We start from the raw sequence: 13200 nt of genomic DNA, 5'->3' as shown, positions 1-13200 counted from the left end.
TCAACACACGGCGCGGGTGGCCGGTGCCAGGCAAGTCACCTCAATGCGTGACTCAATCGCCTCGGTCAGGCGCAACAGGTCGTTGCTCAGTTGCCCGTAGTGTTCGTTGAACAGCACGATGTGGCCGATGAATGAGAAGTTGTCCTTGATCTGCGCGCTGACCGAGTCACCGACACGCCTGGCGTACTGCCCCTCCACCAGCTCGATGCGCAGGGCGCGGGCCAGGGCCTCGATGTCAGGCGTTGCGCGCAGGATGCCGCCGGCCGGCGCCCTGAGCAGGCGGATGCCGCAATAACCGCGGGCCACTGGCTCGTGCTGTTCGCTCTGGCCTTCCACTGCCCAGCGCACCCAACGTTCCCACGGATCGAAATTGACGAAGGCGCGTTTGGCCAGGTCCCAGATGTGCATGCCGCCGGGGCGCATGTTGGTTTCCACGGCCGAGGTCAGGTTGTCGCGGCGCAGGAACACTTCGTTGTGCCAGGCGCCATTGGCCAGGGATACCAAGCCCGCCATATGCCGACCGGCTGCCATCAAACGCGCCTGTACCTCAGGCGCAAGCGGTGCGGGCACGACTTGCTGGATCTCGGCGCGGTAGGCGCCTTCGGTGGTGGTTTTTTCCGTCACCCAGGTGCTGCCGGCCACACAGTCCCAACTGTATTCCCGGGCATTCTCCACCAGCTCTTCAAGGACGATGCCGCCTTCGCGGTAAGGCTTCAGGGCGAGCCAGGCGTCATCGCATTCCGAAGGGTGGTGGATGACACGACAGCCCCGGCTCGCACCTTCGCAGGCCGGCTTGATGAAGGCTTTTCCGCCCAGTTCGACGACGCGCTGGCGCAGTTCCGACAGGCTTGCGACCCGCGCGGAAAACACTGGCCGGTATTCTTCGGGGGCACTGCTGGCCGTCGCTTCGAGTTGGCGGAAGATCTGCTTGTCCAGGCCCGCCCGCGCTTCGCCAGGGGTAATGCCCGGCAGGCCGAAGTGAGTGGCCAGCGCTGCACCGAGCAGCACGCCGCGATCGGAGAACGGCAGTACGCCGATCAGCTTCCAGCTGTCGGCATTCAGGCACCCCACCACCAGTTCAAGGGACGCCGCCACATCGTCTTCGGCCAGCGAAGTGCTGCAGACGTGATCGGCCACCTGGTCGTCGTGGGGCTGAATTTTCTCGACCAGCAGGATGAGCCTGGCGTTGTAGAGCGACTTGCACAGCTCGCGCAGCTTCTGGATGTCGTGCACCCGATTGCCGTTGTAACCGACCACTACTACGCATGAAGTCGTATTCATAATGCCCCCGACCTGCAAGGTGAAAACCGCAACGGCGATGACTCAGTCATGCAACGACGCATTGGATTTACGGTTGAACCAGTACCAGGCCAGGATCCCAGCGGCACCGATGGCGGCCAGCACCAGCGCGTTGTACGGCGCCGGCACCACCCGCATGATCAATACGGTCAGCCCGGCCCCGACGCCCAGGGACACTTCCTTGACGAACATGTTGTTTTGCTTGACCGAGAAGTAATCGAGGTAGCTGAAGGCGCATTCGGCGATGGACAGCAGCGCCACCCAGACCAACGCCCCGGCGAGGGTTTCGACGTGGAACGCTGCAGGCGAAGACAGCACCGCAAAACCGCCGACGATGATCGCGATCACCGACACGACCTTGAAGCGCCCGGTGCGCTCGATCAGCTTCATCACCGGCACCTGGGCGAACACCACCACGGCGCTGTTGAGGATCAGCATCAAGCCGTACCAGGCCGGCAGTTCGCCGGTCTTGAGCAGGATTGCCTGTGGCAGGATCGAGAACACCCCGAACAGCTTGATGCCCATGATGATGCCGGCGATCACCCAGGGCAGTTTGTTGCCCCAGTTGCTGCCGGTCTGGCTGGCCGGGCGGGAGACCACCGGCTCGGTGGTGAAGGTCGCGCCGAGGGCGATCGGCAGGCACAGCAAAACGAAGGCCGCCGCACCAAGGAAAAACATCGTCGGCGTGAGCAGCGGCGACAGCAGGATCAAACCGGCCACCAGGCTGCCCATGTTCATGGCCACGCGGTTGTAGGCCGCGCCTTCCTTGGTCTGGGCCGCTTCGCTCTTGATCAGGTAACCGGCAATGGCGATGCCGTAGGCAAACAGCGCGGCAGCAAACATCACCATGCCTTGATTGCTGGTCAGCGCCAGCAGCACCAGGCCAAGGCCGGCACACAGCAGGGTGACGCTCAGGGAACGGCGGCCAAGCACCAGTAAAGTCAGGGGCAACAGCAGCAACAAAGCGCGATACCCAAGGGCCAGGATGCTGTTGGTGGCCGTGTCGAGCCAGACGTTGGCCTTGCCCAGTACCGCGAACAGCGAGACGGCGGTGATGATCCGGATCGTGAATAACCGCAGGTTAATGACCGGTTTAGCCACCGCGACCGCTGTTTCGACACTCATGCAGCACCTCAAGAACCGGGTGAACGCCCGCCGACAAAGGCCGACATTCAGAAAAGTCTGTAAGAGCATGGTAGAGAGAGAGGCTTGTCCTGATCAGGGCAAGTTCGTATAGAATCCAACGAACTTTACTGCCGGAGAGACCAGTAAAATGCAGGTTCAACGCGCAGTCATCGCCGCCATTGAATTCCAGCCCGGCGCGCCGCTGGTGCAGCAGATCGTCGATCAGCTGACGCAAGCCATCAGCACCGGGGGCCTGCCCCACGGCGCCAAGCTGCCGCCGATTCGCGAACTCTCCGACTTGATGAACGTGGGCAAGTCCACGGTGGTCGATGCCCTGGATCGTATGCGCGCCAAGGGGCTGGTGGTGTCTCGCCAGGGCTCCGGGCATTACGTGCACCGCTCCGAAGCGGCGCTCAAAAGCGGCACCGGCCCGGACCTGCAACCCCAGGACACCCTCAGCGTGATTCGTCGCGCCTTGCTGCTGGACAACGGTGCGCTGCGCCCCGGCTGCGGTTTTCTGCCAACCTCGTGGCTACCCGCCGAAGAATTGCAGAAAGCCGTGCGCGCTACCCTGCGAGCAACTTCGTTGCGCATGGGCGAGTACGGCGTAGCCGGCGGTTACTTACCGTTGCGCCAGGCCCTGCGGGTCAAACTGGCAACCTTCGGCATCGAGGCGTCGGTGGACCAGATCATCACCACCGCCAACACCATGCAGGCCATCGACCTGCTGATGCGCCTGCTGGTCAAACCCGGCGACACCGTGCTGCTCGACGACCCCTGCTACTTCAACATGCACGCCAACCTGGCGTTGCATGGAGCCAAAGTCATCACCATCGCCCGGGATTGCGACGGCATGGACCTCGACGCGTTCGAGCAACTGCTGATCGCCCACAAACCCGTGCTGTACATGACCAACAGCACGCTGCATAACCCCACCGGTCACTCGTTCACCCCGGCCCAGGTCTACCGCTTGCTGGAACTGAGCCACCGTTATGGCTTGCACATCGTCGAAGACGATCTGTACTGCGACATCCAGCAACGCCGCACCCCGCGTCTGGCCGCCAGTGGGTTGGATCATGTGAGTTACGTCTCCGGTTTCTCCAAGACCCTGACCGCCAACAGCCGCGTCAGCTACACCGTGCTCTCGCCGCAACTGGCGGCGCGCATGGTCGCCCTGAAAATGGCCTGCGGCGGGGTAACGTCGGAGCTGGCAGAGCAGATCACCTGCACCATGCTCAGCGACGGCAGCTATGCCAAGCATGCGCGGCGCACGGTGGATCGGTTGTATGAGTCCAATAGTCGTGTGGCGAGTTGGCTTGCGGAGGCTGGGTGTTCGCTTTCCTCGTTGCCCGGCGAAGGCGTGTTTATCTGGGCGCGGTTGCCGGAGGGTTTACACGCCGAGAACCTGGCTCGCCAGGGGCTGGAGAACAATATGGTATTGGCACCGGGCACCTTGCTGAGCAAAGGGCCGGATGCCAGCCAGTTCCTGCGATTCAACGTGGCTCACAGTGACAGCTTGCAGGTGCGGGAGCGGTTTTTCCGGTTGCTCGACACTGCCCAAAAATAACCGACACGCCTCAAATCCTGTGGGAGCGGGCTTGCCCGCGATGGGGCCGTCACATCCAGCATCAATGTCGCCTAACACACTGCCATCGCGGGCAAGCCCGCTCCCACAGGGTCTGCGGTGTCCCGGCCATCCCCGGCCACCAGATCGCTACGATTGCCGACCTCATCCTTGCCGGCTAACTTCGCCCGGTCGCTGCCAATTCAGCGACCGGGCCTGAGAACCCGGGTAAAATACGGGCGCACAAGCGCCACCAATCACGATTGCCGGCGCTTTTTTGTGTCTACACACTCGTGCAATGGCGGCTGTGCGTGGGAGACCTTCGGGTCTGCCGGATTCCTGTATCTCCGGTTTCTCAGCCCGCGCATAGCTGCCACCCATTCGCCTGAGAACGAACGTGGTAGCTCTCAATTTTATACGGGAGTTTTACTCATGAACGCTATCGATCCGTCTGCTACACCAGTCATGCCCCTCCACCTCCAGCCCAGTAAGAGGTGAAGCCCAATGACCAATCCCCAAGACCTCAAAACCATCGGCCTCACCCCCTTCTCCTACCACGCCAACGAACCACTGTTTCGCATCAACGCCGGCGTCCCGGTGATCGAAGCCCTCTACCACGCCTCCGACCTCCTCCATATCGCCAAACTCCTCGCCTCAGACGCCGCCATGGTTCGCGACTCCGACCGGCACGCCTGGGCCTCGCACTTTTTGCAGGACATGAGCAAGGCAATCATCGATGACGTGGTGAAAGTGCTCGACGCACCGTGTAACAACCGCACATAAATGAAAAAGCCCCGCGTTTCGTTTGAAACGCGGGGCTTTTCAGATATTCGACGATGTGATCAGACGACTGCCAGTCGATCAACCATATCCGGAAACTTCTCAACCAACCTGATCAGCAAGGCGGCCTGAGCATTGGGCTTCGACTTTTCCTGCTCCCAGTTTCTCAGGGTGCTGGGACTGGTTCGAATTCGCTTGGCGAAAACAGCCTGGGACATGTGCAGCTTTTCCCGTAGCGCAACGATTTCTTGCGCCCCCACCTCTGATGCAGGGATGTCCTCCACAACCGTATTGCGCAATGTAATCTTGCCTTCGCGTTGAGCCGCCATCTCATCAACGCCCTGCATCAACTCTGCAAACAGGTCGCGTTTTTTCATGGGGTACCTCGTGGTATCGACTTGTAACTATAGGCAACTTGCTTATAGCTAAGCAAACCAAGAGTGCTCTTTGAGATGGGCTGTAATTTCGATGAACGAGGTACTCCGCGCCGCCGCCATCGCGAGCAAGCTCGCTCCCACAGGGTCCGCGTCGTGCTCGATATCAGCGATGACGCTAGTCCAATGTGGGAGCGAGCTTGCTCGCGATGGCGGCAACTCGATTCATTTGAAAACAACAATAAAAAGCCCCGCTCTTCTCTCGAAGGCGGGGCTTTTCGTTACAACATCTAAACCTTAAGGCGCGTACGTCAGCAGCAACTCGCTCGGCACTTTGAAGTCCAGGGACATCATCACGCTCAACGCGGTAATGGTGAAGATCGAGAACACGAACAGCTTGCGTGCCCAGACCGTGTCATCCACTGCCTTGTAGCCGGTCCAGGCCATGTACAGCCAGTACATGCCCATGGCCGCGGCGACGGCGAGGTAGCTCATGCCGGCGTAGCCGCTGAAGGTCAGCATCAAGGTCGCCACGAGGAAGGCCAGGATGTAGAGCAGGATGTGCTTCTTGGCCACCTGGATGCCGCGCTTCACTGGCAGCACCGGAATCGATGCGGCCAGGTAATCGTTGAAGCGAAAGATCGCGATGGCGTAGGAATGCGGCATCTGCCACAGGCTGAACATCACCAGCAGGGTCAGCGCGGCCATGTCGAAGGTGTTGCTGACTGCGACGTAACCGATCACTGGCGGCATGGCACCCGACAGACTGCCCACCAGCGTGCCGTGAACCGACTTGCGCTTGAGGTACAGGCTGTAGAAGCCGACGTAGATCACGAAGCCGATTACCGCGAACAACGCGGCCAACGGGTTGGCCACCTTGTACAACAGGGCAACGCCGGCAACACCCAGGACGGTCGCATAGATCAGGGCCAGTTTCAGGGAGATCAAGCCCTGGACCAGCACGCGGTTCTTGGTGCGTTCCATCTTGATGTCGATGTCGCGGTCGATGCAGTTGTTGAACACGCAACCGGAGGCAACCACCAGGGACGTGCCGATCATGGCGGCCAGGAAGATGGCCAGATCGACATGCCCTTTGGAGGCCAGGAAAAATCCGCCTGCCACAGAAAGCACGTTACCGAAAATGATCCCCGGTTTGGTGATTTGGATAAAGTGCTTAAGGGACATGCGGATCTACCTCACTTCGCCATCATGAACGTGTGGATGCTGAACATGATCCACAGCGACAAGCCAACCAGCAGGACAATCACGATCGCGGCAAAGACAAACGCAATCACGTTGTTACGCTGCGCGGCCGAACGGTCCAGGTGCAGGAAGTACACCAGGTGCACCAGCACCTGGATGACTGCGAACGCGACGACGATCATCAGGGTGATCGACTTCGGCAGCGTCGGGTACATCACCAGCCCGAACGGGATCAGGGTCAGGATCACCGACAGGATGAAACCGATGCCGTAGGACTTGACGCTGCCGTGACCGGCGTCGTGGCTGTCATGGCCATTTTGGGAATGAGCTGTGTTAGCCATTTACATAGTCCCCATCAGATAAACAACGGTGAATACGCAGATCCACACGACGTCCAGGAAGTGCCAGAACAGGCTCAGGCAGCTCAGACGGGTCTTGTTGGTCGCCGTCAGGCCGTTTTTCTGCACCTGATACATCATGATCGCCATCCAGATCAGACCGCTGGTCACGTGCAGACCGTGGGTGCCGACCAGGGTGAAGAACCCGGACAGGAAGCCGGAACGGCTAGGGCCGTAGCCCTCGGAGATCAACATGTGGAACTCGTTGATCTCCATGCCGATGAAGCCGGCACCGAACAGGAAGGTCATGGCCAGCCAGCCCAGGACCTGCTTCTTGTTGCCACGGAAGAACGCCAGCATGGCGAAGCCGTAGGTGATCGAACTGAACAGCAGCAGGGCGGTTTCGCCCAGTACGTATGGCAGTTCGAAGATGTCGTGGCCCGACGGGCCACCCGCTACGTTGTTAACCAGTACCGCGTACGCCGCGAAGATCGACGCAAACAGAATGCAGTCGGTCATCAGGTAGAGCCAGAAACCGAATACGGTCATCTCGCCCGAGTCGTGGTGATGGTCATCATGCCCATGTCCATCGACATGGGTGTGTCCAGCATTGGTCACTAAGTTCGACATGGTTTAAGCCTGTTCCAACGAGGTTTCAACACGGGTGGCGGTGGCCGGGATTTTCCCTGCCGCTACCAGACGCTTGTGCTGCTCGGCTTCGATGCGCTCGATCACGTCGACCGGCACCATATAGCCTTGATCATCACGGGCCGCGTGGATCACGAAGTAGATCACGGTGCCGGCCAGGCCAGCGATTGCCAGCCACCAGATGTGCCAGATCATCGCGAAACCGAACACGGTCAACAGAGCACCCATGACCACACCGGTGGCGGTGTTGTTTGGCATGTGGATCGGCTCGTACTTGGCCGGGGCCTTGTACGCAGTGCCGTTTTCCTTGGCTTCGGTGAACGGGTCGACTACGTCGGCTTTTGGCAGCACGGCGAAGTTGTAGAACGGAGGTGGCGACGAGGTCGACCATTCCAGGGTGTGTGCATTCCACGGGTCGCCGTGTTCGCACATGTTTTCCGGCTTGTTGCGGTCACGCACGCTGACGTACAGCTGGATCAGCTGGCAAGCGATACCCGCGGCGATCATCACCGCGCCGAACATGGCAACGTACAGGTACGGCACCCACTCAGGGTTGGTGGTGGCGTTCAGGCGACGGGTCATGCCCATGAAGCCCAGAGCGTAGAGCGGCATGAACGCGACGAAGAAGCCGCTGATCCAGAACCAGAATGCTGCCTTGCCCCAGCCTTCGTGCAGCTTGAAGCCGAACGCTTTAGGGAAGTAGAACGCGAAACCTGCGATGTAACCGAATACCGCACCGCCGATGATCACGTTATGGAAGTGCGCGATCACGAACAGACTGTTGTGCAGAACGAAGTCGGCACCCGGGATGGCCAGCAGTACGCCGGTCATGCCGCCGATGGCGAAGGTCACCATGAAGCCCAGGGTCCACAGCACCTGGCTGGTGAAACGCAGACGGCCCTGGTAGATGGTGAACAGCCAGTTGAACAGCTTCACACCCGTCGGGATGGAAATCAGCATCGTCGCCAGACCGAAGAAGGCGTTGACGCTGGCCCCCGAACCCATGGTGAAGAAGTGGTGCAGCCAAACCATGAAGCCCAGGATCGAGATCGCGCCCGATGCGTAGACCATCGAGTGGTGGCCGAACAGTTTCTTGCCGGTAAAGGTCGAGATGACTTCGGAGAAGATACCGAACGCTGGCAGGATCAGGATGTACACCTCAGGGTGACCCCACGCCCAGAACAGGTTCACGTACATCATCGGATTACCACCAAGTTCGTTGGTGAAAATGTGGAAATCCATGTAACGGTCAAGCGTCAGCAGTGCCAGGGTAGCGGTCAGGATCGGGAACGAAGCCACGATCAGGACGTTGGCCCAGGTGCAGGTCCAGGTGAAGATCGGCATGTCCATCAGCTTCATGCCAGGGGTACGCATTTTCAGCACGGTGGCCAGGAAGTTGACCCCCGTCAGCGTCGTACCCAGGCCCGATAGCTGTAGCGCCCAGATGTAGTAGTCCATCCCCACGCCAGGGCTGTATTGCAGGCCCGACAGCGGCGGATAGGCAACCCAGCCGGTCTTGGCGAATTCGCCGACGCCCAGGGACAGGTTGATCAGCACTACGCCGGATACCAGCAGCCAGAAGCTCAGGGAGTTCAGGAACGGGTAGGCAACGTCACGCGCGCCGATCTGCAGCGGCACTGCAAGGTTCATCAGGCCGGTGAAGAATGGCATCGCCATGAAGATGATCATGATCACACCGTGAGCGGTGAAGATCTGGTCATAGTGTTCAGGTGGCAGGTAGCCAGGCGAACCCTCGGTGGCCATGGCCAGCTGGGTACGCATCATGATGGCGTCGGCGAAGCCGCGCAGCAGCATGACCATGGCGACGATGATGTACATCACGCCGATTTTCTTGTGGTCGACCGACGTCAGCCACTCGGTCCACAGGTAGGTCCACTTCTTGAAGTAAGTGATACCCGCGAACAGTGCCAGACCGCCGAGCGCGATCATGGCGATGGTCACCATTACGATCGGCTCGTGGAACGGGACCGCTTCCCAACTTAATTTACCAAACATCGTTTACTCCTCTGCCCCGGCAGCTGAATGCGCGTTCATGTCCATTCCTTGCGTAGCGGCCACTTCTTTCTCTTCTTTCTCGTGCTTCACTTTCGGACCCGGTTTCATGCCTTCGTACTTGTCGACGATGGTCTGGAACAGGTTCGGTGTCACCGAGGAGTAGAGCTCGACTGGGTTGTTCTGGCTCTGCTTGGCAAGGGCTGCGTATTCAGCTTGTTCAAGCTGTTTAGGTGCCTTTTTGACTTCACTTACCCAAGCGTCGAAATCTTCCTGGGAAGTGGCGATCGCCTTGAATTTCATACCGGTGAAACCCGCGCCGCTGTAGTTGGCGGAGATACCGTCCATTTCAGCGTTTTCGTTGGCGATCAGGTGCAGTTTGGTCTGCATGCCCGCCATCGCGTAGATCTGGCCGCCCAGCGCAGGGATGAAGAACGAGTTCATCACGGCGTCGGAAGTGATCTTGAAGTTGATCGGGGTGTGGGCCGGGAACACGATCTTGTTGACCGTGGCGATGCCTTGTTCCGGATAGATGAACAGCCACTTCCAGTCCAGCGCGACCACTTCGATGGTCACAGGCTTGACGTCGGATTCCAGCGGCTTGTACGGGTCAAGGGCGTGGGTCGACTTGTAGGTGACGTAACCCAGGGCAATGATGATCAGCACTGGAACAGCCCACACCGCGATCTCGATCTTGGTGGAGTGGTTCCATTTCGGGGTGTAGGTGGCGTTGGTGTTGGACGCGCGGTATTTCCAGGCGAACAGGAAGGTCATGACGATGACCGGAACCACGACCAACAGCATCAGCAGCGTTGCGGTGATGATCAGGTTTCGCTCGTCCAGACCAACCTGGCCCTTGGGATTGAGCAAGGTCATGTTGCAGCCTGACAGCAACAACGTGCCGATCAGCGGCAATAAGCCTAGTAGTCTGGGGTACCTGTTTTTACTCATCTCACGACCTCTAAAGCAGCTTGCGCAATGCAGTTGGGTTTTGATCGCCAACACTTCACCCTGCCAAGGGTTGGCATTTTTCTTGGATTGAATAAGGGCATGCCCGTCGTGCGTCAGACGCTGTACGACAAATCCCGGGCCTGCGGTGAGTTCTTATTCGAATACGTGGTCAAAGGCCTTGTTACAGACCAATTCCATTTGGTGCGGGTAGTTGGAGGCTCCGACACCTGGGAATCGCATGAAGCCACCAGACCTCTCGACACCCTGTTCCTGCTCACCTCTGGTTAAGAATTGAGCAGTGCCGGGAATTCAGTGCGGGCGATTGTAGATATGTAACGTTTTATAAACCATGTCTCATCCCGAAATAATTTTTATCCGAACCGGCAACAATCATTAACCGTTTTCGCAAAAGTGGCGCATCTTATCGAAATTCATTCTCAACAAAAACACCAAAATAAGTAGGCCTTCCACCCACGGTTCAGACAGTATCCAGTCCCTCTTCTCTGCCCTTGACCTTGCCCAAGGCCCGATATGACGGGGGCTCCGGGCATTCGCCAGAGCCTGTTAAAACTGCCTGTTCGTGCCTGCAATGGAAAAAACCGCCCGCCTGCAAAACAACCCGATTTCGTTACGTTTCCATGTACCAATCCGGCCTCCTCGAACGCCCTGCGACACCGACTCTGTGACAACATGTCGCACATGTGTCGCACCCTTGATTGCCGCCCGTCACGGTCTTTTTACCCGGCCTCTGAAATGTGCTCTGCACGACAAAAAAAGCCCCGGCCCTCTCTTCGAGGACCGGGGCTTTTTTTGTCCGACAATGCGTGGCGGCAGATGAACTCAGCGCAGCGCTTTGCGGTTACGCGAGGTCAGCAACGGCACCAGCACCACGATCAGCACGAAGGCGACCAGCGCCCACTGCGCCAGCGACAGGCCGAGGATCGGCGGGTATGGCGTGGAGCAGAAACCGTCGACCTGGAAACCCAGCGGGAAGATCTTCGCCAGCGGCAAGTCATCGACAATCGGTTGCAACACATCGATGCCACAGCTGACCGCCGGATAAAACTGCGTATAGACGTGATGCCCGGCAACGCCTGCGCCTGCCACAGCACAGATCACCACCAGGGTTTCAAACACCGTGATGCTGCGACGGCCGCGCATGGCCGCGCCGATGAAGGCAAAGATCGCGATCAGCAGCAACGCGTAACGTTGCAGGATGCACAGCGGGCAAGGGGCCTCGCCCAGAACAATTTGCATGTACAGCGCACCGCCGATCAACGCCAGGCAAATGATGCCCAGCAACACCAGATAGCGCCGTTCACGGCCCAACCGCATGGATTCATCGCTCATCGCGTTTCCCTTCAAGATATCGATTGCCCGCCAGTCTACACGCTGGCCTGATCTTTGAGAGCTGGCGCGTAGCAAGGGGGATGTCGCAGGGAATAGACGACAGGACGGTTAAGGAGGGATTAACTTTTAACCAGAAAGATCAAAAGATCGCAGCCTCCGGCAGCTCCTACATCGGAATGGATTGCATCCTGTAGGAGCTGCCGAAGGCTGCGATCTTTATTAGGGGTTACTCCAGCGCCGCTGCCGGCCCGAAGAACTCGTAACGGCTCTGCTTCTCCGGCACCCCCAAGGCTTTCAGGTGGTGTTTGACGGCCGACATGAAACCTTTCGGCCCCAGGAAGTAGGCATCCAGATCACGCTGCTCCGGCAGCCAAGCATTCAGCTGCTGCTGGCTCAACAAACCGACCTTGTGCGCTGCCCGGCTCACGCCGTCATCTTCGGCGTAGCAGTAGAAGCGCTTGAGTTGCGGGTGACGCTCGGCCAGGCCGTCGATCCAGTCGCGGAAGGCATGGACGCTGCCGTTGCGCGCGCAGTGGATGAAATGCACCGGCCGCTGGGTTTCCAGCGCCGCTTCGAGCATTGCCAGGGTCGGGGTGATGCCGACGCCACCGCTGATCAGCACCAGTGGCTTGTCGCTGGCCGTCAGGACGAAATCGCCCGATGGTGGGAACAACTCGATGCTGGCGCCAACCTGCAACTGGTCGTGCAGGAAGCTGGAAGCGCGGCCACCGTCCTCACGTTTGACGCTGATGCGGTACTGGCCTTTGTTTGCCAGCGCCGACAGCGAGTAGTTACGACGGATCTCTTCACCGTCGAGGATCAGTTTCATGCCGATGTACTGGCCGGGTTCTGCCAGCAGGATAGGACCTTTGTCCGCGGGCTCGAAGTAGAACGAAGTGATCTCGGCGCTCTCCTGGACTTTGCCTGCCACGATGAATTCCCGCGCCCCGCGCCAGCCGCCCGGTGCCTGTTCCTTCTGGTCATAGATGCTGGTTTCGGCACCGATCAGGATGTCCGCCAACTGGCCGTAGGCCGCGCCCCAGGCCGCGATCACCTCCGGGGTGGCGATCTCTTCGCCCAATACCTCGGCGATGGCCCGCAGCAGGCAGCTGCCGACAATCGGATAGTGCTCAGGCAGGATCTGCAGGGCCACGTGCTTGTTGATGATCTTGGCCACCAGGTCGCCCAACTGGTCGAGCTGATCGATATGGCGCGCATACATCAATACGCCGTTGGCCAACGCACGCGGCTGATCACCGCTGGCCTGGTGGGCCTGGTTGAACAGCGGGCGGACTTCCGGGTATTCGGAGAGCATCATGCGGTAGAAGTGGGTGATCAGCGCTTCACCACCGCTTTCGAGCAGTGGCACGGTGGATTTGACGATGGCACGATCTTGAACGCTCAGCATAAGGTGACTCCTGGTCTTCTTGGATTGCTAACGGATTACCCTATGCCTATCAGCTTCCATGCCAACTATTTAACCGTTATAAATCAATAAGTTAACAACTTGATAGTCATTTAGACACTGCCTGCTTTATAGTCATACCGACTACAC

General features: G+C 59.1%; 13 protein-coding genes. 3 read left to right on the top strand and 10 right to left on the bottom strand.

The window, feature by feature from the left end; all coding sequences use genetic code 11:
* Together AB4O40_RS22175 and AB4O40_RS22170 are read right to left on the bottom strand one after the other, a co-directional pair.
* A complete protein-coding gene (locus AB4O40_RS22175) occupies nt 1-1281 on the bottom strand; it encodes an ATP-grasp domain-containing protein (protein WP_223542469.1) in 1281 nt (426 codons plus the stop codon).
* 42 nt (nt 1282-1323) lie between these two features.
* Nucleotides 1324-2424 (bottom strand): MFS transporter, encoded by a 1101-nt coding sequence (locus AB4O40_RS22170; RefSeq protein WP_223542470.1) that lies wholly within the window; start codon nt 2422-2424, stop codon nt 1324-1326.
* 148 nt (nt 2425-2572) lie between these two features.
* Here AB4O40_RS22170 and AB4O40_RS22165 point away from each other — a divergent pair, with 148 nt between their 5' ends.
* Both AB4O40_RS22165 and AB4O40_RS22160 read left to right on the top strand, forming a co-directional pair.
* Nucleotides 2573-3991, top strand: coding sequence for an aminotransferase-like domain-containing protein (locus AB4O40_RS22165; RefSeq protein ID WP_460053379.1), 1419 nt, complete (start codon nt 2573-2575; stop codon nt 3989-3991).
* Between the two features lie 501 nt (nt 3992-4492).
* On the top strand, nt 4493-4771 hold the full coding sequence (locus AB4O40_RS22160; RefSeq protein WP_409078283.1) for a DUF3077 domain-containing protein: 279 nt from the start codon (nt 4493-4495) through the stop codon (nt 4769-4771).
* A gap of 59 nt (nt 4772-4830) precedes the next feature.
* On the opposite strand, the gene AB4O40_RS22155 is transcribed toward AB4O40_RS22160, so the two are convergent.
* From AB4O40_RS22155 to cyoA, 6 genes are all read right to left on the bottom strand, one after another.
* Nucleotides 4831-5145: a helix-turn-helix domain-containing protein gene (locus AB4O40_RS22155; RefSeq protein WP_223542473.1), complete on the bottom strand. Its 315-nt coding sequence runs from the start codon at nt 5143-5145 to the stop codon at nt 4831-4833.
* A gap of 294 nt (nt 5146-5439) precedes the next feature.
* Nucleotides 5440-6327: a heme o synthase gene (cyoE, locus tag AB4O40_RS22150; protein ID WP_030128697.1), complete on the bottom strand. Its 888-nt coding sequence runs from the start codon at nt 6325-6327 to the stop codon at nt 5440-5442.
* 11 nt (nt 6328-6338) lie between these two features.
* Nucleotides 6339-6686, bottom strand: a complete 348-nt coding sequence (cyoD, locus tag AB4O40_RS22145) for a cytochrome o ubiquinol oxidase subunit IV (protein WP_056728485.1) — start codon at nt 6684-6686, stop codon at nt 6339-6341.
* Nucleotides 6687-7313 (bottom strand): cytochrome o ubiquinol oxidase subunit III, encoded by a 627-nt coding sequence (locus AB4O40_RS22140; RefSeq protein ID WP_056728483.1) that lies wholly within the window; start codon nt 7311-7313, stop codon nt 6687-6689. It abuts the gene before it with no gap.
* A gap of 3 nt (nt 7314-7316) precedes the next feature.
* Nucleotides 7317-9347 carry a cytochrome o ubiquinol oxidase subunit I gene (gene cyoB, locus AB4O40_RS22135; protein WP_056728481.1) on the bottom strand — a complete coding sequence of 677 codons (2031 nt, stop codon included), beginning with the start codon at nt 9345-9347 and terminating at the stop codon, nt 7317-7319.
* A gap of 3 nt (nt 9348-9350) precedes the next feature.
* Nucleotides 9351-10295, bottom strand: a complete 945-nt coding sequence (cyoA, locus tag AB4O40_RS22130; RefSeq protein ID WP_056728479.1) for a ubiquinol oxidase subunit II — start codon at nt 10293-10295, stop codon at nt 9351-9353.
* A gap of 27 nt (nt 10296-10322) precedes the next feature.
* Between cyoA and AB4O40_RS22125 the strand changes: the two genes are divergently transcribed.
* Nucleotides 10323-10583: a hypothetical protein gene (locus AB4O40_RS22125; protein ID WP_056728477.1), complete on the top strand. Its 261-nt coding sequence runs from the start codon at nt 10323-10325 to the stop codon at nt 10581-10583.
* 552 nt (nt 10584-11135) lie between these two features.
* Here the strand turns inward: AB4O40_RS22125 and AB4O40_RS22120 are convergent.
* Nucleotides 11136-11645 carry a disulfide bond formation protein B gene (locus AB4O40_RS22120; protein WP_056728475.1) on the bottom strand — a complete coding sequence of 170 codons (510 nt, stop codon included), beginning with the start codon at nt 11643-11645 and terminating at the stop codon, nt 11136-11138.
* Nucleotides 11646-11871: 226 nt separating this feature from the next.
* The gene (gene hmpA / locus AB4O40_RS22115; protein WP_223542474.1) at nt 11872-13053 is read right to left on the bottom strand and encodes an NO-inducible flavohemoprotein; all 1182 of its coding nucleotides are present in this window, start codon (nt 13051-13053) and stop codon (nt 11872-11874) included.
* Nucleotides 13054-13200 lie beyond the last annotated feature (147 nt).

Source organism: Pseudomonas sp. S2_F07, from assembly GCF_054668325.1.
This window is presented reverse-complemented; position numbering and strand designations above follow the sequence as displayed.